This window comes from Lysinibacillus sp. GW823-FHT06C08 (assembly GCF_058795135.1).
Map to the genome: position 1 here is coordinate 125327 of NZ_JBXAHN010000007.1, position 24538 is coordinate 149864.

Genomic DNA, 24538 nt, shown 5'->3' on the forward strand with positions numbered 1-24538 from the left:
TTTTGGGGCGATTTTTTATGGATGTTGTCATGAAAAATGAACAAAGCATCCATCGTTTAAAATGATTATAATAATATATATGGAAGAAAGTTATGAAAGGGAAAATACTATGGAGAAAAATATGGAAGTATTTGCTGGAACAGATCGTCTTCTATTAAGAAAATTTCAGACGGATGATATTGAAAGTTTTTACACATATCGAGCTGATCCTGAAATTGCTAAATATCAATCGTGGGAGAATTATCAATATCACGAAGCAAAAACGTTCGTTCATCACCAAATAAATCATGTTCCTAATCAGCCAGGGACATGGTACCAATTCGCCATTGCTTTGAAGGAAACGAATGAGCTTATTGGAGATTGCGCACTTCACACGCCTTTAAGTGAACCACGCATTGTAGAAATTGGATTTACCCTTTCTCCGGAACATCAGGGGAAGGGATATGCAAAGGAAGCGGTTTGCGCGTTAATAAATTATCTTTTCCATTCATTAAAGAAACATAAAGTCATTGCCCTTACGGATGTGAGAAATAACAATTCTATTGCCGTACTTGAGCGTATAGGGATGAGACGCGAAGGTCATTTCTTACAAAACTATATGTCCAAGGGACAATGGGTGGATGAATATCAATATTCTATTTTAGCGTCTGAATGGGAGAGCAGTAAATTTGACTGTAAGCTTCAGACGAAAGGAGAGCAGCGTGACAATGAACATTCTTGAAACAGAACGACTAATATTGCGCTTACAAACAACGGATGATGCGCCATTTATTCTTGAGCTAGTGAATGATCCCTCGTGGATACAATTTATCGGTGACCGCGGTGTGAAGACCGTAGAGGAGGCGGCTCGTTATATAGAAAATGGTGCAATACGGATGTATGAGCAATTCGGATTTTGCCTATATGTAGTGGAAAAAACGGAAGATCAAACCCCGATAGGAATATGCGGTTTCGTCAAAAGAGATAATTTAGAGGATGTAGATATTGGTTTCGCGTTTCTCCCTGATTATTGGGGAAAGGGATATGCCTATGAAGCAGCATCAGCCGTTTTAGCCTATGGTCTAGAGACACTAGGATTTAATCGAATTGTGGCTATTACTACCCAAGATAATCATGCGTCAGCTAAGTTACTCGAAAGAATAGGCTTGCAGTTTGAAAAGGTCATCCAATTTTCCAATGATTCTGAGGAACTTAGACTGTTCTCATTAGATGATGAAAGTTAATGAATATAAAAAGGTCAGTCTGAAGTGTTAGCTCACTACAGACTGACTCTCCATTTGCTATTACATTACTGCTGTGCCCAGTATTTATCCATATTCTGGTCTAAATAAACCCAGCCCTTCCAGCCAATATGAATCGTATCCATTATAAAATAAGGGTCGTACTCATGGTCTGTAAAATCAACATAGTCGACATTGGCATCCTTTAATAGTTGTGCCATCTTCTCATAATATTGTTGTCGTCGTTCTTTAGAATAGCCATTATAATCATACCAATAGCCGTTAACGGGAATAGAGACGAATAATGGCTTAGCACCAGCATCCTTTAACACATCCATAACTAGCTGAAAATCCTTGTACTCAGGAGATTCCGTATAATCTTCATGCTTTCGCATATTCTTAAATTTTGAAAAATTAGCGTTAACCAGTCGCTTGTAAGCTCTATTTTCAATCATATATTCATTGGAGACACGTTTCTCCCCATAGGCTTCAGCATGCTGTATTTGCTGTTCAAAGCTTTGGTCCGCAACGAGCTTATCATTATTTTTTAATGAATGCCCCTTGCGAGGGAATAGCGAATAGTAGAGATCCTTTTTTTCTAGTAATTCCTTGTGAAAGCGGCCCGCTATCATAGCCATACGTCCTGTAACAGGATGTTTTTTGCCATTAGACATTTGATATTGATACATCGTTTTTAAGAGACGATCTCGCTCAACGGTATCAAATTCTAGCAGGCGCTCCATAGCCTGTTTACGGAGATGAGCATCCATGTCACGATTAAACGCTAAGTCATAGGCATGTAACATAGAATAATTCGGTGAAAAATGGAATTCACCCATACCTTTTTCCGTAAACCATTGGGGTGAAATAATAAAAACTAATTTTTTGCCCTCTAAATTTTTCTCTTGCGCAGCAAAATTTAAGAAATGCGTAATGGACTGCATCCCACCACGACCAATCATAAATGTCGTATACGGGGCATCTGTTGCTCGAGCATAATTATAAGGGTGAAACGGGTCAAATCGATTTAATTCAGAGGAACCGTATAAAGGCATGGAATTAGGCTCCTGTAACATTCGCTCCTGTAAATACGTGCCTTGAAAGACGAGTGGAGACATATTTGTTTTGGCTTGCTCCACATCATCTTCTGATATCCATGCTTTGATCCAAGAATTTGGAAAGAAGACAAAGCCGGAAAACAGGGCTAAGGCAATAAATAGTGATAGAAAGCCTTTTTTTATCATTGTCTTTCAGCTAACTTCCCTGCAATACGATTCGGCGTGTTCCATTCTTCACGATTAAAATCAGTAATAGGTACAGAAATATTAAAACGGTTCTCAATTTCTACCAATAAATTAATGGTACCAAAGGAATCAAGAAGACCTTCCTCGAATAGATCGATATCTGGGTTTTCTACAATAATTTCATCTTCACATAACTCCACTAGCATTTCTAAAACTTGTTGTTTTTCCATTAATAATTCTCCTTTATTGAACAGGCTTTATTTGTAGAAAGCCTTTAGTTAAAATAATTTCCCTGAAAAGATATAGAAGCCAAAACATACGGCATTGAACGTGATAAATACACCAATGGCATGCGTCCATTTATTTTTTGGCCAAAGCTTATGCTTTTTATTCCAGCGTTCGAATTTATCGAAGCTAATAATTAATAAGGCATGATAGAGACCATAAACGACAAAATGCCATTCGAGGCCATGCCAAATGCCCATTAAAAAGAATAGTAAAAAGAACCCTATATATGAAATGGCGAATTTATTTTTCAGCCATTTTTTCTTCGTCATCCAAAGAACAAAGCGCATATAAACATAATCTCTGAACCAGAAGGAAAGACTCATATGCCAACGATTCCAAAAGTCTTTAATATTGCGACTGGCAAATGGACGGTTAAAGTTAATAGGTGTTTGAATGCCCATTATTCGGCTTACACCTACTGCGAATGCACTATAGCCTGCAAAATCAAAGAATAAGTAAAAGCTATACATATACATATACGCTAACTGTCCTTGGAAAGGTGTCAAATAGTTATACGTATGGTTTGGCAAATAAATAAGTGTGTAGTTGTAGATTAAATAAGCCAATATAAATTTATATAAAAAGCCCACAAAGATATAGTTAATGCCACTTAGTAACAGCTTTTGATAGTCTTCCGAAGAGGGAACCGAATGAAAATCCTTCGTAAAACGGCGCCAACGATCGATAGGACCCGACGATACTGTAGGAAAGAACAGTAAAAAATAGGCCAGTTCGACGATAGAGACTTTTTCCTTCATTAAGCCGTCGCGTGTTTCTAAAATCATTTGCACTGCTTTAAATGTAATGTAGGACACACCAAGGAAGCCGAATAAATGATGCAGACCAAGGATAGGCAAAATCTTCACTAGCACAAGCGGCAAAATCGACAGGAGCACAGCCATGACAAAAACGGGTCCATTATTTTGCTGCAGTCGATAGCGTTGATAAGCCGTAATAAGCACTATTTGAAAGACCGTAAACAATATTAACGAAATTGATCCGTTCAAGGAGTGTCCAAAGATAAGAGCTAAAACAATCAACGATACCAATAAATTATAATGCTTCGCAGACTTGCCACGTAAACCTAATAAAATAGTAGGTAGCAATAATAGTCCAATAATGAGAAAGAATGCTATATTTCCATAAGGCGTCATACTGTTTCCATAACCGCCAATCCTTTACGATCGACTTTACCATTTGGATTTAGCGGTAAAGCATCCATATATTTAAACGTTCTAGGTATCATATAGGCTGGTAAATACTCCGATAATAGGGTCTTCAACTGCTTAGTCATTTTAAAAGCAGAGTCCGCTAAAGGCTCACGCAAAACGATATGAGCATTTAGAGAAACAATTTCATTATCTTTATGGACAGGAACAACTACACAGCTTGAAACAGGTGGCAGGTTACTAATTTGTTTCTCAATCTCCTCGATCTCTAAGCGATAACCATGTAATTTTACTTGGAAATCCTTGCGACCTAAAAAGAACAAATACCCATCTTGCTCATAGCCCATATCTCCTGTTTGATAGATGCGATGACCAGCTATGGTTGGAAAGGCTTTAGCTGTTAACTCGGGTGCTCCTAAATAGCCTGCACTGACAGTTGGCCCCGAAATAACAATTTCTCCATCATCTAATAAAGAAACGTTTCCCTCAGAAATAGGAGCAATCGGTAATTGCTCAAATTGTTCTATTAATGCTTCAGTTACTTTTACATAGGATACAGCGACAGTCGTTTCCGTAGGTCCGTATAAATTATAAATAGTGGCCTGTGGAAAACGTTGCATGAGCTCTTTAATGACAGGTATTGGTAAAACCTCACCGCAGAATAAAAAGGTATCTAATGCAGGCATGAGCCTTTGCTCCCATTCCTTGTTCATTAAGCACATCTTGGCAAAGGAAGGGGTAGACGTCCAAACACGAGTGTTGGACAACGCTAATGAGTCAAATAAAGCTCGCGGGTTGGCGATTTCTTGTTGTGTAATTGCATAAAGTGTATGCCCTCCTACAAGAGCTGGATAGAGATCCATGACGGATAAGTCAAAAGAATAGGGAGCTTGATTTAAAAATACGCCTGATTCCTGTATGGGAAAATTATCCTGCATCCAAGTAACGAAATGAGCTAAATTATTGGCAGTTATTTGGACGCCCTTTGGCTGCCCAGTTGAGCCAGAAGTGTAAATGATATAATGAATGTCCTCCTGCTGCACCCAGCTTGTTGCTGCTGGACTGTCTTGGAGGGAGGATGAGTCTAACACTTCACTCACTGCTACTACAGGTATGTTTGTTAGCATCTGTAATGGTTCTGTCGTGAATACTAGACAAGCTTTCGATGCCTCCAAAATTAACTGTAATCTTTCAGACGGTGTTGACGAGTCAACGGGTACATATGGGTGTCCCGCCTTTACTGCGCCCAAAAAGGCAGCAATCTGTAAAGGGGACATATGTCCATAAACGACAATGGGCTGCTGTCTCTGCAAATGATGTGCCATGATATAATCGGCTATACAATCCGAATAATGCCAAAGCTCACCATATGTTAAGGAGGCATTGTGGGTTTGATAAGCAGTTTTTTGTGGCTGTTGGATGGCCACACGTTCGATAGCTGCTAAAATACTTAACATCAGTAAAACTCCTTTATTTAAAATTCCGTATATATAAATGGTCCAGCGTTCATATCATGAAAGCCATGTATAAGAAACAACAGCACCAAAACGATCAAATAAAATAACGTGAATCCGATAAAGCGTAGATACTCATTATTTTTGATGGATTCCATTTGTCCACCTCCAATGAAAAAAAGTATAGGATTAAACTTTCAAAAAATACTAATTTACTAGTTAAAAATCCTTACCTTATGTTTTTAACACTGATTTGACGGAATGTGGAGAAAAATGTTGCTGGATTAAGGTGAATTCATTAAATCATAAGATTAATTTAAGGTAAATTTAAGGTTCTGGGGGAATGTACAAGAATTACAAACTGTTGGATGGCTATTTTTATGTAAAAAGGGCACGAACATAAGGGAATAATCTCAACTTATGTTCGTGCCCTTATTTTTATTTCACGGCCTCTATAACTTTTTTAGAAACATAAAATTCAGAACCATTGTAAACATTAATGGTATTGAATGTGTGGGTTTTTGTTGTATTTTTTGAAGTGTGTTCATAAATCATTGCGTTTTTGTTAACAGGAATTTTCACCGTCACATCTGCCTTTTGAGCAACGAAGGTTGGGTTTTCTTTATCGGATAGATCTATTTTTGTTGTAAAGCCTTTCTCTGTAAATGCCTTTGTAGCTGGCACATACAAATCATCTGTTAAAGACTTTAGGTCGAAGCCCATAAATTGCGCCATTGAATGAGCTAAATCCGTGTTTTCAACGAGTCCAGTTAATTTAGAAGGACCAAATGAATAAAGAAAAACATCTTCTCCCGTATGACCACCCGTCGTATAACCAATGTTCGCACGGTTTGCTAGCATTTTTACCATTTCGCTACCGACATCTTTCGCAGATTTTAATGTAGAAAGCTCGTCCTTCGTTAATGGATCTAATCCATACAGAGCAGCTACCTCCACAATGTTGGAACGGTCTTCTTTTAGTTGGCTTAAAGCCCCTTCAACGGTCATGGAAGCCTTTTTTAATGGATCAATATAAGCTGAAACAGGAATGCTTGAATAGGTACTAGTAGTATTGGCGTTCCCCATCGTAATTCCGCTATTTCCATGGTCTGTAACTGCGATGACTAATGTATTCCCATCTTCCTTTGCGAAATCAACGGCTTCTTTTACGGCATCATCAAACGACAAAATATCGCTTATTATACCGATGGTGTCATTGGCATGTGCAGCCCAGTCTACCTTACTACCTTCAACAAAAAGGAAGAAGCCATCCTTATCCTTTTTAAGCGTGTTAATTGCTTTATTCGTCATTTCAGCAAGTGTAGGCTCTGATTTCCTAGTTTTGGCACGATCTAAATCATACGCCAAGGCACTTGGTGCAAAGCTTCCCCAAATTTTTGAAGATGGACTATTTAATAACTCATCACGAGTATGCACTAAATCATATTGATTATCCTTCAATACCTTCATTAAATCCTCGCCGTCCTTGCGGGCATTTTTAGACGTACCTGGTGTCAGCGATTCTAAACCGCCACCTAAGACAACGTCAATATTTTGATAAACCTGTTGTTCCGCAATATCTCCATATTGGCTCCTATTGTTCGCATGTGCTGAGAAACCGGCAGGCGTTGCATGTTGAATTTCAGAGGTAGAGATCAAGCCAGTCGCTTTCCCCTGCTGTTTAGCACCTTCTAATACATTGGCTACGGGTCTAAAGGCTTCCTTCTTATCTATTTGCGCTAATCCAGGTGAAGTAATCTCCGATGGGAGCACCCCTATATATTTATCATTCGATTTATGTCCCGTCGCTAATGCAGTAGCGGCAGGGGCAGAGTCAGTAATGGCTGATTCAGCAGAGTAAGTGCGCATTGCACCCGATAAAATTTCATCCATTGCTAAGCTTTCCCCTTTATACCAACGGGAAAGTGTTACAGCATTATTACTGCTTCCATCCATCACTAGCATGATGACATTTGTCGGTTTTTTTACTTTAGCTGCTTGTACATCTTGCTGTGGAATACTAACTGCGGATAAAGTCACTGCACTTGCTAAAAATAATGAAGCCCATTTTTTTGCGTATTTCATGATTTTCCTCCTTTAGATGAATGAATGATCAACTGTAAGTGTAAAGGAAGGGTGTAAAGCCACCGTTAAAAAATTGTTAATAAAATATGGTAATACTGTAAATGTGAAGGGAAAGCGGTGTGGTTGGCCAACTGAAGCAGAGGGAGATAGAATCTGTGTGAAATCCGCACACAGATTCTATGTAGGTTACAAATTTTGTTGATGCATGGAGCCGTCAAGTGTTTCGTAATACAAAATACCATCTTGGATGTTCAAGTTCAGTACCTCGTCTTCGAATAATACCTCCTCGGAACCGTCCTGGACATTTATTTTTGTTAAATAGCCAGCATTATCATAGTCACTACAATAAATAGATTGTTGGTCAGTCACTAAATAATAGCAGGCAGTTGCAGAAATTTGTTTATGTTCATTTGTCGTTAAGTCATAGGAATAAACGGTACTATCGCTCATGCTGTTATAATAGATCACATTATCTACTGTATTGGCATACCACATATCATGCATAAAATCATAAGCATTACTAGTTGCGGCAAAATAGTTTTCATTGGCCCATAAATGATCTTGACTTAGTTTTTCATCATTGACCAAAAAGTATTCGTAGGAAATTGTAAAGGGCTCTGTAGGTGCAACGTCATTCCAAGTTGTATCGAGATGATACCAATTGCCATTAACCTGGACTAAATTCCAGGCATGTAGCTGATCTTCACTATAGCCATAGACGTATTTCGCATCGAGATTAGATGCTACTAATAGACGGTAAGTAAGTAAAGCATAAGCCTGACATACAGCAGTTTCTTCATTAATTAATTCGAAAACGGATTGACCTTCAGTAGAGCCCTGTTCCGTATATGTGGCTAGCTGTACAACATAATCATTAATGACTTTCGCACGATCAAAGTCTGTCATGTCTTTGGTAATATATTGATTCGCGAACGTCTCCACATATTGGTCTACCTTTTTTTCCTTCTTCGCATCAGTTAAATATTGTATGGACAATTCTACTGAATAACCATTATCGGTTTCCCAAGCGCTCCATTCATAATATAAGAAATAACCAGCTGTATAAGGGTCAACGAAGGTAATCAGGTTATTTAAATCATTGAGCTGTACTTCAAAATCCTCAAAATCCAGCTTCCCTGTATAAGAAACCTCAAAGTGCTCTTCAAATTGAGCAACCTGCTTCTCCACTTTTTTTGCAAATTGTAGTAAAGCGGGATCATCCTTAAATAAAGTGGTTGAAAATAAATCGGTAGGTGTAAATGAGGCAGATAATGCTTTGCTTTCTGGTATTTTTATATCAGTATTTGTTTCATTTGGTTCTTCTGTTAAGGTGGTTGTCATTGTGACATCCTCTTCATCTTGTAGTAGGATGTCGATTGCCTTTGAGCATGCTGTAAAAAAGGGAATGGTGCAGCATAATAAAAGCAGTGCTATTTTTTTATTCAATACATAAATCCTCCAATAAAATATCATTTTTTCCATTATAATCTAAAATTAGAGGATGTGTTATCCACAAATAGTCGGATAATCCGACAAATAGATGTACGTGAAGAGGAAAAATTCCTACTAAACAGAAAGCTAAGTTTGTCATGGCAACCTTTTTTTGTTATAATATAGTCTGTTGTGATGTTTCAAAGTTCGGGAGGTGCAGTGAATGCATACAGTAGTATTAGTTTCATTAGTTATCGTATCATTAGCGTTGATCGTGGTGGTATTACTTCAATCTAGTAAAAGTGCAGGCTTATCAGGTGCCATCTCGGGTGGAGCTGAGCAACTATTTGGAAAGCAAAAAGCGCGTGGTATGGATTTAATCCTTCACCGTGCAACAATTGTGTTAGCTATACTATTCTTTATTTTAGCAATCGCTATTACAAAAATCTAATAGTTGAAGATCTATCGCCTAACCACATTGGTTGGGCGTTTTCTTTTATCATAACCAAATGGAAAATTTTCTCGATGGAGTAAAAATTGAAATGTAATGTTATAGCCAAATGTTATGCTCGAGGCATCATCGAGAGGGCTATAATGGGTATAGTATATATGAGCGTTTTAGGATAAAGGAGTGCTTACCATGAATAAATCATTATCACAGCCATTTTTCTTTCAAACAGGACCACGTGCCGTTTTATTACTACATGGCTTTACAGGTAGCTCGGCAGACGTTCGCATGCTTGGTAGATTTTTAGAGAAAAAAGGGTATACTACTTTAGCACCTCACTATAAAGGTCACGGTGTGGAACCTGAAGAACTAATCACAACAGGTCCAGCAGACTGGTGGCAAGATGTCGTGGCCGCCTATAAACAGTTACAGGATGCTGGCTATGAAGAAATTGCTGTTGCTGGCCTTTCATTAGGCGGCGTCATGGCATTAAACGTTGCCTTAAACAGCCCTGTTAAAGGAATTGTTACGATGTGTGCACCTATGACTATGCGTACAACAGACGTCATGTTTGAGGGTGTTTTGAAATATGCTAAAGACTATAAAAAGTTCCAAGGTAAACAGGAGGAACAAATCGAAACAGAAGTAGCACTCATTGCTGAAAAAGGCATGCCGTCTCTCCAAGAGCTACGTGAATTTATTACGCGTACTCGTCAAGAAATCGACATGATTTATGCCCCTATTTTTGTCGTTCAAGCTACAAATGATGAGGTAATAGAGACAGAATCTGCCAACATTATATATAATCAAACTGAGTCACTTGATAAGCATATGAAGTGGTATGAAAACTCAAAACATGTTATTACGTTAGATCAAGAAAAAGATCAATTACATGAAGATATTTATCGCTTTTTAGAAAGCCTAAATTGGGCACAATAAAATTATAAATAGGATTTTCTCATGAAGGAGGGAATATGTATGAAAGACCAAAAAGATACACTACAAAGTCGGTTACTCGTTTTTTTCGGCCAAGATGATTACAAACCATTAACTGTCGGTGAAATCGAAGATGAATTCGGCTTTGAGGATGCGGAAGAATTTAAGGAACTTGTCAAAACATTAGTCCGTATGGAAGGACAGGGCTTAGTTGTTCGTTCTCGCTCCAATCGTTATGGCCTACCAGAACGTATGAATTTACTAAGAGGTAAATTTATCGGTCACGCGAAGGGTTTCGGCTTTGTAGCACCTGATGTTGAGGGCATGGATGATGTGTTCATTCCACCGCATGAAATTAATGGGGCTATAAATGGAGATATCGTTCTTATTCGTGTGTTAAAAGAATCATTTGGTGATCGCCGTGAAGGGACTGTAACTAAGGTCGTTGAACGTGGTCAAACAAGCTTTGTCGGCACATTCCAAGCTAATCGTGGCTTTGGCTTTGTTGTCTTAGACGATAAAAAGCTGCCAATGGATATCTTTATTGCAAAAGGAGATACATTAGGCGCTGTTGATGGCCATAAGGTTGTGGTCGAAGTAGCCACATGGCCTGAAGATTTAAAATCGGCTACAGGCTATATTACAAAAATTTTAGGGCATAAAAATGATCCAGGCGTGGATATTTTATCAATTTTATATAAGCACGATATTCCACCTGAATTCCCAGACGAAGTCATCGCTGCTGCACAACGTGTGCCAGATGATATTACAGAGGCTGATTTAGTAGGTCGTCGTGATTTACGTCATGAAACGATTGTAACCATCGATGGGGCTGACGCAAAGGACTTGGATGACGCAGTAACCGTCATAAAAAATGTAGATGGTACTTATAAGCTTGGCGTACATATTGCAGACGTTAGTTATTATGTAACGCAAGGCTCTGTCATCGATCTTGAAGCCTATGACCGTGCAACAAGTGTTTATTTAACAGATCGTGTTATCCCAATGATTCCGCATCGACTTTCAAACGGTATTTGTTCATTAAATCCACAGGTTGACCGTTTAACACTATCCTGTGAAATGATTATTGATGCGAGTGGGAATGTTATTTCACATGAAATTTTCCAAAGTGTGATTAAAACAACTGAACGTATGACGTATAAGGATGTCTACAAAATTTTAGAGGAGCAAGATGAAGCGTTAATCAAACGCTACGAGCCACTTGTTCCGATGTTTAAAAATATGGCAGAGCTATCTGGCATTTTACGTCGTAAACGTGAATCTCGAGGTGCCATTGACTTTGACTTTAAAGAATCTAAAGTCATCGTGAATGAGGAAGGTTGGCCAGTTGATATTGAGATACGTGAACGTACAGTAGCGGAGAAGCTAATTGAAGATTTCATGCTAGCTGCCAATGAAACGGTAGCGGAGCACTTCCACTGGATGAATGTTCCGTTCATATACCGTATTCACGAAGATCCAAAACCGGAAAAGCTTCAACGCTTCTTTGAATTTGTTACGAACTTCGGTATTTTAATTAAAGGTACAGGCAATACCGTGCATCCTAAAGCATTACAGGATGTTCTGAAAGCCATTGAAGGTATGCCGGAGGAGCCTGTGATTTCAACGATGCTACTACGCTCGATGCAACAGGCGAAATATTACCCAGAAAGCCTAGGTCACTTTGGCCTATCAACTGATTTCTATACACACTTCACATCACCAATTCGCCGTTATCCGGACTTAATCGTACACCGTTTAATTCGTACGTATTTAATTAATAAGGATACTTCTCGAGAAACGGTCGCACAGTGGGGAATGGCAATGGATGAAATTGCTGACCATACATCCGAACGTGAACGCCGTGCGGTTGATGCAGAACGTGATACAGATGCTTTGAAAAAGGCACAATATATGTCTGATAAAATTGGCGAGGAATTCGAAGGAATCGTGTCATCCATTACCAACTTCGGTATTTTCGTGGAGCTGCCAAACACGATTGAAGGACTTGTCCATATTAGCAATATGACAGATGATTACTACCGTTTCGATGATCGTCAAATGATCATGATCGGTGAACGGACAAATCGTCAATTCCGAATTGGTGATGAAGTAACAGTCCGTGTTGCCAATGTCATTATTGAGGAGTCATCCATTGACTTTGAAATCGTTGGAATGGTAACTTCATATGGACGAACACGCAAAGCCGCACCAACTGTTATCCACGCACGTAAAAATTATAACGACAATAAAGGTGAACGCAGTCGCAGAAGCACACGTAGCGATGACGAAAAAGGCGGGCGTGGTGGCAGCCGTAGAAGCAGTCGCCAAGAGGAGGAAAGCGGAAGTCGAAGTACTAAACGCGGAGAACGCCGTGAAGGTGACCGTGACCCACGTGGACCCCGCAAAGATGACTCAAGCCCAGGTCCTAAAAAACGCGTGAAACAAAAGCAAAAATTCTATGAAGGCATTGCAAAGAAAAACAAAAAGAAAAAATCAAAACGTAAATAAGCATGAGCGAAAGTGTCCTAAGTACGGATACTTTCGCTCAAGCTCAACCTTTAAGTAGAGGGTGAATCAAATGGCAAAAGGTTCAGGAAAAGTATTAGCACAAAACAAAAAAGCGGGACATGATTACTTTATTGAAGAGACAATCGAAGCAGGCATGGTCCTAACCGGCACAGAAATCAAATCCATCCGTGCAGGCAAGGCCCAACTAAAAGACTCCTACGTCCGAATTACCAATGGCGAAGCATGGATTAGCAATATGCATGTCAGCCCCTTCGATCAAGGTAACCGTTTCAATCACGACCCATTACGTGCCCGCAAATTGCTTCTCCATAAAAAGCAAATCGGCGAGCTAGTCGGTGCCGTTAAACGTGACGGCTATACAATCGTCCCGTTGAAAATGTACATCAAGGACGGCTATGCCAAGCTCTTAATCGGCGTCGGCAAAGGGAAAAAAGACTACGACAAACGCAACGACATGCGCAAAAAAGAAGCCAAACGCGAAATGGAACGCACCTTCAAATCCAAAAACCAATATTAATAGATTATCAGAAAGCTCACCTAGTTGTTGGTGAGCTTTTTGTTTTGGTTGGGGAGTGGTGGGGGGCGGAGTGAGTGGGACGGGTAGGATTGGGGGTGTGGTGGATAGAATGTGGCGGGTAGAGCAGAGAAAGTGATGAATAGAAGATAAAGTGCGGGGGTAAGACAGAGTGACGGATAGAACAGGGAAAGTGACGGATAGAAATTAAAAAGTGGTGGATAGAATCGAGAAAGTGACGGATAGAAATTAATTTGTGGTGGATAGAATCGAGGAAGTGACGGATAAAAGTTAAAATGTCACGGATAGCCTCTAAGTCCAAGCCCATGTTTCCTACTAAAGCGGGACACTTGAACTATCGCTCATTATGTTTTATAATATGAATTACTGATTGCCAGATTTCATGGAAGCGTACTTTTAAGCTCCCACCGTACTAGAAGCAATTCTAGCTCTTTGTTTGAACGAGGCTCAACTGCTTCGATTCATATATCAAGGGGACGTTACGGATTCGACAGGGATGGTTCAAGCTTTAGTCGCGCGTCGGAGGGCTCGGCTCCGTCATCAACGACAGTTATATAATAACTGGCAAACAACAAAACTTAGCTTTCGCAGCGTAAGCTCGTAAGCGCTCTGCCTCTCTATCGCCCATGTAGAGAACGTGGGGCCCAACTTTAGTGGGATACGGTCGATGGTGCCACCTGAGTCATCGGCAAGAGATTTCCAGGTTAGCGTGCAGGACGCCTGTTTGTCGGCATAATGTTACGCGAATCGTAAATAGGCAAACTACACGCGTAGAAGCTGAAGTATTGGAGTCTTTGGACGCGGGTTCGACTCCCGCCGTCTCCATTTTATGAAATCGAATGATTTCAATAGATGTCAAAACCCTTGATAATACAGGGTTTTGACACTTTTTTAATTTCATCCAATATCACCTGATTTCATTCAAATCTAGTCAATTTCTAGTCAAAACTAAGTCAAAAACTTAACCTTCTAAATAGCTAACAAACTTCTGTATAGCACCTTCTTTCGCCTTTTTCGTGACGTGTGTATAAATGTCTAATGTAGTTTTTACGTCAGAATGTCCAAGTCGATCTTGAACTTCTTTAATGCTTGCACCTGCTTCAAATAGCAGAGAACAGTGGGTATGGCGTAATCCATGTGGCGATACGCGCTTCAAAGTATATTTGTTTTGTACGCTATACATCCACTTTTGCACTTGTACTGGTTGTATATATTCATTTTTTGTATTGCTAAACATCAACTGATATTTCTTCAGCGTATTGATTCCTAACTGAATATATTGCTGCTTTTGAAGCTTATTCCAATCTTTCAAGATCGATAAAGTTGTTTTATCTAGTTTAATTGTACGTGGCTTGCCAGTTTTAGTTGTTTTCAAATAAAGTTTGGTTTGTTTGCCGCGCCCGATTGCTTTATTGACTATAAGCTCACTTTCTATAAAATTTACATCATTCCACGTTAGTGCTAATGCTTCGCTTTTACGCATTCCAGTATATGCAATTAAACGTAGTAGAGCGTATGCTTTGAAATTAAGATGGTCTTTCGCATTATCTAGAAATATAATGAGCTCATCTTTTGTATAAAAGTTTTCATTGCCTTCTTCTATACTTTCAGTAAAGGCTTTCTTTACTTTGGTTTCAACATGAGTGAAGGGATTAGTTTGAATAAAGCCATGCACAATAGCGAAATCTAATACCTTTTTAGCATAAGATTTAATTGTACGAGCTTTTTTAACTTTTGCGGCCCATTCATTGTAATGTTTTTGACAAATGGCGATCGTAATTTTCTCGATACGGTAATTGCCCATAGAAGGTAAGATATGATTTTTAAAGTAGCCGACTGTTTTAACAAACGTACTTTCTTCTACAGTTTTTTCGTATTGAGTGATCCAAAGATCGTATACTTCCTGATATGTCTCCACGCTTTTTTGTTTGTATGTGCCTTCAGAGACTTGAAGTTTGATACGTGCTAAAGCAAGCTCAGCGTCTTTTTTCGTTTTCAAACCTCTACGAGTAGTACTGTGAGCTTTACCTGTAAGCTCGTCTACACCTAAATAAACTTGGAATTTATATAACGTTTTACCATCTTTGTTTTGATAACTTTTGATGGGTGAAGAATTATTTTTAGTCATAGCGTTCCTCCTAGGATCGTTGCGGGGGCAAGATAAAGGAGAGGATTAATCCTCACATTTATAATATATAATTTAAATGTGGAAAAATCCTCTCATAACTTTTAAAAACTATATTCTTCTAAAAAACGATCTATTTCTTTTTTTGAAACTCGTTTAATTCCTTCAATTTCACTAACTTTTAAGCCTCTGTGACGGAATTTGATGAAGGTGTTATAGGAAACGCCGGCATACTTGGCAGCTTCTTTAAGTGATAACCACATTTTATCTGGATTAATTTGCATTAATAACATCCTTTCTAAGTACGATACCTTTATAACCGTGTCTAGGTGAAGAATCATTATTTAGTCGGAATTTAGATGATAATAGACCTAATTCTAAAAGGTAAATTTCTCTATCTTTTTTAAGAACGGGCTTAATTTGATTTTGTATACAATATTTTTCGTAATATTTTTCTAAATCCCCTTTGTAAACTCTTTCATCTGGATGTAGAATACAATTTTGCTCAATAAATTTAACAAAACTATTTTTAGATGGATAATATGTTTCTATTATTGATTCTTCTATATCAATTTTGGTGAAAATATGATTATTTTTAACCCATCTTTTTAATCCTGTAATTGACCAATGGGCAATGTAATCAAGTTCAAGTAGTAATTTGTTAATTAATTCAGTATCCTGTTTTTCTTTAGGTATGGGATTTAAAAATGGAATAATGACTAACCTTTCTATGAAAGCTTTTGTTTCATGGTATTTTTTTATTGTAGGTAGCTGATTTCCAGCAAATATAATTGCAGCTTCATTAACCATTTCAAAAGGTTGTCCATACAATTGACGTGTAGAAAATCGATCGTTTCCAGTGAGCTTTTTTAAAGAATCTAACCTAGTAAGTGTAATATCAGAAACTTCACCGCATGTATTCATTCTTTTACCGAATAAGTTAGATAAGAAATCATCTTTTGTTAGTTGTTCGAAACTATAGTTAGAAACGTGTTTCTCTCCAATCAACTTTTCCAACAGTTTTAAGATAATTGATTTTCCAGTATCTTTTGGTCCGTATAATATAGGTAAACATTTAATATTTCTAATCTCAGAAATAACGTAACCAAAGAGTTCTTGGATTCGATAATATATTTTCATATCACCTTTAGTAATATCTTTAAGAAATTTTTCAAATATATTGCCGTAAGTAGGATTCATTTTATAATCAGCATGGATCTTTGAAGTGAAAAATATATTTGGATCGTGTTGAATAATGATATTGTTCTGAAAATCAAAAATATAATTATTAAAGCAGACATAGGATAGTTTACGGTTAATACTATCTTCATCAATCTCGATGTTTGGAGATGATTTAATCCATTGAATAATTTCAATGATAGAATTTTTTGATATTTTACCCTTGATACCAGCTGGGACATTTTGACGAATAAATTTATCAGCAATATATTCAAATCTTATATAGTAAGACTTGCTTTGATCCCAAAAATAAAGAACATCTTGAAATAACTTGAATTGAAAATTCTCTAAAAAGATGTCAGCTATATCTGAATTTGAAATAGTTCGTTCAGATTTCTTATTAGTGTTAGAATCCGAAATATTCTTCGATCTTAACGAATCCGGATTTACATTGAGTTTATTTGATTTAATTTGATCATTAGAATTCAGTTCATCCAAATAACAGAGATTCTCTTTAAATAAGGGAAGGTTATCTGATATATCAGGAGGTTGCAGAATATCTGGTTCAGAAAATAAAGGTAAATCTTTCTGTACCTCAAGAGATATAGATACGAATTCCTCAGTAAAATATCTTTTATCAAACTTATTACTCATTTAAAGTTTCCTCAGATATTGAAATTTTCTTATCAAATAATGATCGTAAATTCTCTGATAAATCGATCGGTAATAAATTTAGTAATAAAGCTCTATTATAATAGAGTTTATCTAGAGTATTCCCGTTGAAAACGTGAGAGATTGGTTTAATTTTAACTGAAATATTTAAAGTGATAATTAAAAATGAATAATTCTCAATTTCAAAATACAGTAACCCTGATGGCCCGTCTTTCTTTTTAGAAGAAAAAATTTTCTGTTCTAAACTTTCTTTTTTATGAGAAAAAGTTATAATTTCAATGTTATCTTTTTTCTCTAAATTTACCGCAGCAGATAAAATAATATTAGATTTATCATTATTATGGTTCATAATTTTTTTATTAATATTTTGGTTATAGATATGGCCCTGCAAAGTATTTGAGTTTTTTAAATCAGTCATAGAAATACAAGTTGAAAGATTTAAGTTTCTTTTTCCTAGGCCATCGAAAATTGTAAAGGAATCTGACATTTCAATGATGAAATGATCATGTCCTCCGTTCATAGATAGCTCTGAGATTTTCATTAATTTATTTTGAAGATTGTTTTCTTTTTTTTTCTTTTCTTTAGTCATGATCTGTTCTCCTTTAAAGTTTTAATTGGTTATACAAGGATATTATGGCGGTTGTCTGATGTTTTGAAAATGGGGACTAAAGTGAATTAGGAAAAAGATATTTCGATATAGTTTTATTGACTTTTTAAACAATTGAAATTCTAAATGGACAGTTGTTCCGTTGTTCCAAATATTTATGGGAATAGTAGAAGAAATAGCAAATACCCCTGGAAATTAAATATTTAACTAGTTATTTAAATTTAAATAAAAATAAAATTGGAACTTTGGAACATAGAATTGGAGTGATAAATAGGATGGTAGTTAATCAAGAAAAAAACAACAGGAGGTTTCAAAGGAAAAATAATTATATTAGGAAAGAGAAAATTTTGATAAATAAAATTATTGAATTGATGAGTAGTGGAGATTTTTATGATGATTATTATTTTGATGAACTAGAGTACGATAAATTTCTTAATAAACCGTTGGATATTGATTCTAAAACAGATTTTAAATGGGAAATCGATGAAGTGACTGGAGAAATTAGATTAAATAGCATCAATAATCTTGAGATATTATATTTTTTAGAAAAGTTTCTTGGGAATACATCCGCTTTAGTATGGATGTCCCACGATGTAAGTTTAGAACTTTTGTTAAGAAAAATAGAAGGTTTAAATGAAAAAGACATTATAGAACCCACAGCATTTATAGAAGAAAGTACTTTAAATAATTTCATTAGTTCGTTGGAAAATATAGATGATGAGGGTCTTATAGATATAGAACCACTCCAAAATAATACAATACATATACAGAAAAAGTTTCCGGAAATTCTTTCCGTTTTTAATTTGTATTTAGTTCATAGGTGTGGAAGAAATAAAAATATAAATATAAAAAAATTTGATGAGACTAAAAGAAATTTTTTTAAGGTTGTAGAATCTAAATCTTATAAAGAGCGTTGTCGAATAGCATTAGATTTTAGGAAAGAGTATACATACTTTTTGAAAATAGCTGATGAAATTAATTTATCTAAAAAGAAAGAAGAAAATATAAATTTCGAAAAACATGACCTTTCAACAATATTAAATTGCTATAATGGATCGTTGAATTTATATGCATTAAATAAATATTCAAGATTAGTAGATTTTGTTTATTTAGAAAAAAGCATTTCAAAACAAGTTAAATTATTAAAGAGAAATAAAAAAATTAGTTTATTTAATTTCGATATTATACTTTCATTTCAAGTAGGATTCCTTATGAAAATTAACGGGTTGGGTATTAAAAGATATTTAATAGATAAAGAAAGAACACTAAATATTTTCACAAATCCATTAAGGGAAGTTGAAATTTATAATCAAATTTTTGAAGCTATGGTACAGAGTCTAGAGCGTTTTATTATTCAATCAGAGAAATTAGAGTTAATTAATAATACTATGCAAAAAGATGACTTTAAAATTATTAGAAAGCTAAAATTACTTGATCCATACTTTAACATAGTTGATGAAGAGATAAATATGGATTTTAAATATCAAAAAAAAATGAAAAAACATTATGATTACATAAAAAAAATTAATAAAGATTCAGATTTTGTAATATGTAAAGTTGGGAGATATATGAAGATGTATGAGGAGATAGATCTTTAAACTTTATTTTACTAATAAAAACTAAAATTACGGACTTACGGAAGATCTTCCGTAAGTCCATAATTCATTTTGCATCATTGAGAGATACAGATCTATCCCCACTAATAATAAAATTCACATTACTTATTTCTTGGAGTTAAAATTTCTTTTGCAATCATTACTAATATTGATAACAATTCATTTTTCATATGGAGTCCTCCTTAAATATGTCCTTCCTCTTTTAATGAAATGAACGAATCTGAGCAAATTATAATATGATCTAATAAGTCGATACCTAATATTTTTCCAGCTTCTTTTAATCGTTCAGTTACCTCGATGTCTTCTTGACTAGGAGAAGGGTTGTCACTAGGGTGATTATGTCCAACTAAAATTGAAGCAGTATTACTTAATAGTGCAGATTTTAGAACTTCACGTGGGTGAACAATACTAGCATTTAGACTACCAATATGAACTACTTGAATACATGTCGGTTGATTTTTCGTATCAAGGCATAAAACTACAAAATGTTCACGATCAGCATCTCCAATGAATTCTTTCATAAGAATATAAGCATCATGAGGCGATCTAATTTTACGTTCTTTATAAAGCATTGATTTTTCGCGGACTAATTTGACTTGTACAATTTGGACACGTTTTGCATGTTTGGAAGAATTACTTTCCATATCCGTATACACTCCTTTGTATATAAACTAAATAATACTTATTATTCACATTGATAATATATATTTGAAAATCTATTAAATACGCATTTAATAATAGGTGTATATAAAAGAGATGCTGAGGGGTTGAAGAACAAGCTGATATCATCAAATGAGCCGTGCCCAATGATGTAACGTGAATCATTTTAAATTGATACAAATGATGTGAATTTATATACTATAATTGGTAATATTAGGAAGGTGTAGATTGATATATGAATGTTGAATTTGAAAATTTTAAACTGAAAATGGATATAAAACCTGGTGCTTATCACGGAAGTACTGTCAGAAAAAATATTACCCAATCCTTATGGAAGAAAATCAGAAGTAGTGTATTAGAGGAAAATAACTATGCGTGTACTATATGCGGATATCAGCCGCCTGTTGAAGAATTAAAAAAACTTCATGTTCATGAAGTAGAAGAATATGGAGAGGATGAATTACTATGTATTTTAAAAGATTTAGATTTAATTTGCATCAATTGTCATTCTTGGATGCATATAGGTAGAACTTTTAGTAAGTTAAATAATGAACAGTTAAACAAGTTAAAATTACATTTTATCAGTGTTAATAATTGTTCGGAAGAAGATTATAAAGAGTATTTAAGAGAGTTCAAATTTAGAAAAAGGGAAGCAGCACTAAAAGCGATTGAAGATGAAGTTAAAATGTTAGAAAACACTGTTTTAGATAATTTAGTTTTATATCGTATTGAAGGTGACATTCCTTTCAAAGAAGAGGTAATCAAACAATTAGCCAATAAAGGTCTATATCGATTTAATGATGATGAAGATGAATTAAAGTCTGAGGAGAGATTCAAAATCCAGTCTGTACTAGTCCCTTCAATATTTCAAAGATAGAGATTAAAATAACAGAACGACTAGAAGAAGCTGGAAAAAATAAAGTAAATAAAGCAGTTAATCCAAATTAAATGAGTATTATAGGAGGCTATTTTATGAAGATGACACGTTCGTTAGCAATAAATGAAGTTTTAAATAATCAGCAACTTTGTGAGGTGTTTTTATGTGCGCCACAGGGAGGAATGCGTAAGTCAAATCGGACTAATACGTTAACGCTTATTTCGGATAAGACGAAGCTTTATGATGACAAGGTTGTTGATGATATTTATCATTACACAGGTATGGGCAAGAGTGGTGATCAGAAGATGAGCGGTCAAAATTTGACGTTAGCGGAATCAGATGGTAATGGAGTGGAGATCCATTTTTTTGAGGTAATAAGGCCAAGAGAATATACATACCGCGGTCAAGTAGAGCTTGCAGGTGAGCCATATCAGGATCAACAAAAGGATCAAGAGGGCAGACAGCGCCTTGTATGGATTTTCCCACTGAGCTTAATAGATAGCAAAGCGAAGTTTACGAAACTACCATCAGCTACGGATGATAAGCAAGAGCTACAAGAAGAATTTAAAGGAATTCAGCAAGTTGAAAATTTACCCATATCACAAACTGAAAAAGAACGTTTGATCAAATCACGTATAGGCCAGGGAAAGTTTAAAAAGTTACTGATTGAACGTGAGTGTAAATGTGCATTATGTGGTGTAACAGATGTACGCGTTCTAATTGCGAGTCATATTAAACCATGGAGCGCTTCTACAAATGAGGAGCGACTTGATGCGAATAATGGACTATTACTTTGCCCGAATCATGATGCATTGTTTGATAAACATTTAATTTCGTTTGATTTAGATGGAAAGATTGTTATATCTCAATCATTAGATGAGACAGCTCGAGTATTTTTGAATGTAAATGATGCGTTTCGAATTATGTTAAATGAAAAGCAGTTGAGTTATATGGAGGGGCATTACGAAAATTTAATTTATTGAAAATCTGCTTTACTAGTGACGACGGTGTGCAAGTGAAGGTGTTTGTAGATTGTCATCGTATTGAAGAAAGCTTAAAAGTGGTTATGAATAAATTATAAATTTAAACTATGAATATAAAAAGAAGTGGATTTATAAATTATAAAACTACCTATTGAGTGTGAATTTATACTCAAAGGTAGTTTTATTTTAGCTTATATCATATGATTTTTCGATAAAATGTTTAGCTCTCTCAAGGTCTTCATCATTATTGATTCTTATTTCTAAATCACCAGTCCCATAATGTCCGATATTAGTTACATTGCGAGTAAAGCCTTGTTCTAAAGTTACTGTTGTGGGGTCTACTTTTAAATATACTAAGATTGAATTTGACTGTGGATGTACTTCAACACAGGCAAAATTCTTAATACGCTTGAAAGCGATATAATATTTTAATGTTTTCATTTGTACATCATCACCTAGGGCAATCATAAAGGCCTTTAAATTTTCAAATCGATCTGTTAACTGTTCATTTGCTTGATCTAAATAATCTGAAACGGTTTTAAATGTTTTGATATTTGATTTTTGTGTTCTATTTATAGAGTTGTCTTCAATATAAACAGTTTGGGCTGTTGTTGAATTCACTAAATCCAGCATTAAAAATCCATCTATGTAGTGTTTATATTGATAAAGTTCTATGTTGCGATTAATTTGTTGAACGGCATGCTCATCGTATTTTGTAAAGTTACCTGCAATACATAAAAGACGAGGGCTACTCCAATCAATATTGTCTGCAGTTGATTGACCGAATTTTCTTAAAGTCATTAATTCGAATTCTGCTTTATGGTCAAGTAGCCAATCTAAATAATAGAGACCTTGATTAATCACATTTTCATTCATAGATCTTTTATATTCTATAATAACAGGGGAATAGTTTTCATCTAATCCTAGTGTGTCAATTCTACCTCCATGACGTTTTCCAGTTGAATATTCAGAGGCTAAAAATTTTATTCCAAGAAATGATTCAAGATGATTTTCGATTAATGTTTGCAATGATTTCTCAAGTGAAATAGAGTGACCATGTAATTCTTGAACATTATTATTATTAATTTTAAAAAATTTAATATCTCCCATTTGTCTTCTCCTAGTCGATATAGTTTTGTTTTACAACAACGTACTCTCTTTATTATATGGAAAATATTCAAGTAATCCATATATTTTACATGCTTTAAAAACTTTTGTGTTTTGATAATTATTGTGTCCTAATACCATCAATAATGAACAAAGGAATTTTAATGATTATACAATTTTTAAAAAAATTTAAATATTTATTTGACAAAAATTTCATCTCATTATATCATAAGTGCAACGTTGCAGAGTATAAATGTGGAGGATGATTTTATGACAAAAATTTTATCTATTTCTACTGTTAAAGACATATTGAATGAAATTGGATTTCCGCAAAAAAATATAACAGATATTACAGCTATCTGTGTTCTTGCCCTATATGATACAAAACCACGTCCAAATCTCATTAAGAATTATACTTCTTTAGCTCAAGGAGCTAGAATTAGAGATATTCTTGATTATTCAAGAACGGATCTCGAGAAAAATTATGCTGAGAATACTAGAGAAACAGTTCGTAAACATAGTTTAAAGTACCTGGTTGATTCAGGGATGGTTATTCAAAATGCGGATGATCCCAATCGGGTTACAAATTCAGGTTTAAATAACTACGTTTTATCAGATTCTTTTAAAAACCTGCTAGATGCTTATTTATCTAGTAATACAGAATACAATATATTGAAAAATGAATTTGTGGACTCAGTAACGATTGAACGTCGTGATAATATAGAAAAATTAAAGAAAAAACCAGTAATTATTAATAGTCCTACTTTGAATCAAGAACTAATTTTATCTCCTGGGGATCACAACATTATAGAAAAATTTATAGTTGAAGATATTTTCCCCAAAATCGCACCAAATTTTAAGTTGGTATATGTAGGTGATACTAAGATTAAAAACTTATTTGTTGACCATGATATATGTAAAATGATTGGTTTAACTATTGATGTTCATACTAAAATACCTGATGTTATTGGATATGATGATTCAACTAAAACTATTCTATTATTTGAAGCAGTTGCTTCTTCGGGTCCTATTGATGACCTTCGTAAAAAAGAATTGTTAGAAATATTCCAACACTGGACGGGTAATATAATCTTTGGAACGGCATTTCTATCTTCAAAATTATTTCAAAGTTTCTCAACTTCTATAGCCTGTGGGACTACTGCATATATTATTGAGTCACGAAAAAAAATTACATATGAAGAATATGAATGAGTAATTAATTTAGCATTTTGAATTTGTTTAATTTCGGGAAGTAAACGAATTTAATAAAATACCTTTTAAACATAAAAGAAGATGTGTATAATAAAAAATATCGCATAAGGACTTTATCTACCCTTGTGCTCGCTAAACCTTAATATTTAGCAAAACTC

23 protein-coding genes and 1 other RNA gene are annotated in these 24538 nt (G+C 35.3%); 11 read left to right on the forward strand and 13 right to left on the reverse strand.

Annotated elements, in window-relative coordinates; translation table 11 throughout:
* The first annotated feature begins 109 nt into the window (after positions 1–109).
* Together AC1Q6O_RS16450 and AC1Q6O_RS16455 are read left to right on the forward strand one after the other, a co-directional pair.
* On the forward strand, positions 110–721 hold the full coding sequence (locus tag AC1Q6O_RS16450; protein ID WP_492401721.1) for a GNAT family N-acetyltransferase: 612 nt from the start codon (positions 110–112) through the stop codon (positions 719–721).
* Positions 708–1223: a GNAT family N-acetyltransferase gene (locus tag AC1Q6O_RS16455; RefSeq protein ID WP_008173208.1), complete on the forward strand. Its 516-nt coding sequence runs from the start codon at positions 708–710 to the stop codon at positions 1221–1223. Before AC1Q6O_RS16450 ends, AC1Q6O_RS16455 begins: the two co-directional genes overlap by 14 nt.
* 65 nt (positions 1224–1288) lie before the next feature.
* On the opposite strand, the gene dltD is transcribed toward AC1Q6O_RS16455, so the two are convergent.
* The 7 genes from dltD to AC1Q6O_RS16490 all read right to left on the reverse strand — a co-directional run bounded on the left by dltD (position 1289) and on the right by AC1Q6O_RS16490 (position 8906).
* On the reverse strand, positions 1289–2464 hold the full coding sequence (gene dltD, locus AC1Q6O_RS16460) for a D-alanyl-lipoteichoic acid biosynthesis protein DltD (RefSeq protein ID WP_492401722.1): 1176 nt from the start codon (positions 2462–2464) through the stop codon (positions 1289–1291).
* Positions 2461–2694 (reverse strand): D-alanine--poly(phosphoribitol) ligase subunit 2, encoded by a 234-nt coding sequence (dltC, locus tag AC1Q6O_RS16465; RefSeq protein ID WP_008173205.1) that lies wholly within the window; start codon positions 2692–2694, stop codon positions 2461–2463. The genes dltD and dltC overlap by 4 nt, the downstream gene beginning before the upstream one ends.
* A gap of 48 nt (positions 2695–2742) precedes the next feature.
* Positions 2743–3906 carry a D-alanyl-lipoteichoic acid biosynthesis protein DltB gene (gene dltB, locus AC1Q6O_RS16470; protein WP_036221103.1) on the reverse strand — a complete coding sequence of 388 codons (1164 nt, stop codon included), beginning with the start codon at positions 3904–3906 and terminating at the stop codon, positions 2743–2745.
* Positions 3903–5378 carry a D-alanine--poly(phosphoribitol) ligase subunit DltA gene (dltA, locus tag AC1Q6O_RS16475; RefSeq protein WP_089986243.1) on the reverse strand — a complete coding sequence of 492 codons (1476 nt, stop codon included), beginning with the start codon at positions 5376–5378 and terminating at the stop codon, positions 3903–3905. Before dltA ends, dltB begins: the two co-directional genes overlap by 4 nt.
* A 17-nt stretch (positions 5379–5395) precedes the next feature.
* Positions 5396–5533: a teichoic acid D-Ala incorporation-associated protein DltX gene (locus AC1Q6O_RS16480; protein ID WP_025116578.1), complete on the reverse strand. Its 138-nt coding sequence runs from the start codon at positions 5531–5533 to the stop codon at positions 5396–5398.
* 280 nt (positions 5534–5813) lie between these two features.
* Positions 5814–7460, reverse strand: a complete 1647-nt coding sequence (locus AC1Q6O_RS16485; RefSeq protein ID WP_008173199.1) for an alkaline phosphatase — start codon at positions 7458–7460, stop codon at positions 5814–5816.
* 186 nt (positions 7461–7646) lie between these two features.
* Complete coding sequence (locus AC1Q6O_RS16490) at positions 7647–8906, reverse strand: transglutaminase domain-containing protein (protein WP_239355247.1); 1260 nt, start codon at positions 8904–8906, stop codon at positions 7647–7649.
* Positions 8907–9114: 208 nt separating this feature from the next.
* On the opposite strand from AC1Q6O_RS16490, the gene secG reads away from it, so the two are divergent.
* The 5 genes from secG (at position 9115) to ssrA (ending at position 14170) form a co-directional block, all read left to right on the forward strand.
* On the forward strand, positions 9115–9342 hold the full coding sequence (gene secG, locus AC1Q6O_RS16495) for a preprotein translocase subunit SecG (RefSeq protein WP_008173196.1): 228 nt from the start codon (positions 9115–9117) through the stop codon (positions 9340–9342).
* Between the two features lie 189 nt (positions 9343–9531).
* A complete protein-coding gene (locus AC1Q6O_RS16500; protein ID WP_090003059.1) occupies positions 9532–10278 on the forward strand; it encodes an alpha/beta hydrolase in 747 nt (248 codons plus the stop codon).
* Between the two features lie 39 nt (positions 10279–10317).
* On the forward strand, positions 10318–12786 hold the full coding sequence (rnr, locus tag AC1Q6O_RS16505) for a ribonuclease R (protein WP_328038464.1): 2469 nt from the start codon (positions 10318–10320) through the stop codon (positions 12784–12786).
* A gap of 70 nt (positions 12787–12856) precedes the next feature.
* Positions 12857–13324: an SsrA-binding protein SmpB gene (gene smpB / locus AC1Q6O_RS16510; RefSeq protein ID WP_025116583.1), complete on the forward strand. Its 468-nt coding sequence runs from the start codon at positions 12857–12859 to the stop codon at positions 13322–13324.
* 490 nt (positions 13325–13814) lie between these two features.
* Positions 13815–14170: a transfer-messenger RNA gene (gene ssrA, locus AC1Q6O_RS16515) on the forward strand.
* A gap of 133 nt (positions 14171–14303) precedes the next feature.
* Here the strand turns inward: ssrA and AC1Q6O_RS16520 are convergent.
* The 4 genes from AC1Q6O_RS16520 to AC1Q6O_RS16535 all read right to left on the reverse strand — a co-directional run bounded on the left by AC1Q6O_RS16520 (position 14304) and on the right by AC1Q6O_RS16535 (position 17907).
* Positions 14304–15470: a site-specific integrase gene (locus AC1Q6O_RS16520; RefSeq protein ID WP_492401728.1), complete on the reverse strand. Its 1167-nt coding sequence runs from the start codon at positions 15468–15470 to the stop codon at positions 14304–14306.
* Between the two features lie 101 nt (positions 15471–15571).
* Positions 15572–15751: a helix-turn-helix domain-containing protein gene (locus AC1Q6O_RS16525; protein ID WP_400908973.1), complete on the reverse strand. Its 180-nt coding sequence runs from the start codon at positions 15749–15751 to the stop codon at positions 15572–15574.
* Positions 15741–17300: a DNA primase family protein gene (locus AC1Q6O_RS16530; RefSeq protein WP_492401730.1), complete on the reverse strand. Its 1560-nt coding sequence runs from the start codon at positions 17298–17300 to the stop codon at positions 15741–15743. The genes AC1Q6O_RS16525 and AC1Q6O_RS16530 overlap by 11 nt, the downstream gene beginning before the upstream one ends.
* Positions 17293–17907, reverse strand: coding sequence for a hypothetical protein (locus AC1Q6O_RS16535; RefSeq protein WP_492401732.1), 615 nt, complete (start codon positions 17905–17907; stop codon positions 17293–17295). The genes AC1Q6O_RS16530 and AC1Q6O_RS16535 overlap by 8 nt, the downstream gene beginning before the upstream one ends.
* A gap of 293 nt (positions 17908–18200) precedes the next feature.
* On the opposite strand from AC1Q6O_RS16535, the gene AC1Q6O_RS16540 reads away from it, so the two are divergent.
* Positions 18201–19523, forward strand: a complete 1323-nt coding sequence (locus AC1Q6O_RS16540) for a hypothetical protein (protein ID WP_492401734.1) — start codon at positions 18201–18203, stop codon at positions 19521–19523.
* A 200-nt stretch (positions 19524–19723) separates the two neighbouring features.
* Here AC1Q6O_RS16540 and AC1Q6O_RS16545 read toward each other — a convergent pair whose 3' ends face one another.
* The gene (locus AC1Q6O_RS16545) at positions 19724–20185 is read right to left on the reverse strand and encodes a JAB domain-containing protein (protein ID WP_492401735.1); all 462 of its coding nucleotides are present in this window, start codon (positions 20183–20185) and stop codon (positions 19724–19726) included.
* 251 nt (positions 20186–20436) lie between these two features.
* Here AC1Q6O_RS16545 and AC1Q6O_RS16550 point away from each other — a divergent pair, with 251 nt between their 5' ends.
* Together AC1Q6O_RS16550 and AC1Q6O_RS16555 are read left to right on the forward strand one after the other, a co-directional pair.
* On the forward strand, positions 20437–21078 hold the full coding sequence (locus tag AC1Q6O_RS16550) for an HNH endonuclease (protein WP_492401737.1): 642 nt from the start codon (positions 20437–20439) through the stop codon (positions 21076–21078).
* Between the two features lie 95 nt (positions 21079–21173).
* The gene (locus AC1Q6O_RS16555; RefSeq protein WP_492401739.1) at positions 21174–22061 is read left to right on the forward strand and encodes an HNH endonuclease; all 888 of its coding nucleotides are present in this window, start codon (positions 21174–21176) and stop codon (positions 22059–22061) included.
* A 186-nt stretch (positions 22062–22247) separates the two neighbouring features.
* Here the strand turns inward: AC1Q6O_RS16555 and AC1Q6O_RS16560 are convergent, their stop codons facing one another.
* Positions 22248–23171: a DUF5655 domain-containing protein gene (locus AC1Q6O_RS16560; protein WP_492401740.1), complete on the reverse strand. Its 924-nt coding sequence runs from the start codon at positions 23169–23171 to the stop codon at positions 22248–22250.
* A gap of 267 nt (positions 23172–23438) precedes the next feature.
* On the opposite strand from AC1Q6O_RS16560, the gene AC1Q6O_RS16565 reads away from it, so the two are divergent.
* The gene (locus tag AC1Q6O_RS16565; RefSeq protein WP_492401742.1) at positions 23439–24380 is read left to right on the forward strand and encodes a BsuBI/PstI family type II restriction endonuclease; all 942 of its coding nucleotides are present in this window, start codon (positions 23439–23441) and stop codon (positions 24378–24380) included.
* The last annotated feature ends 158 nt before the right edge of the window (positions 24381–24538 follow it).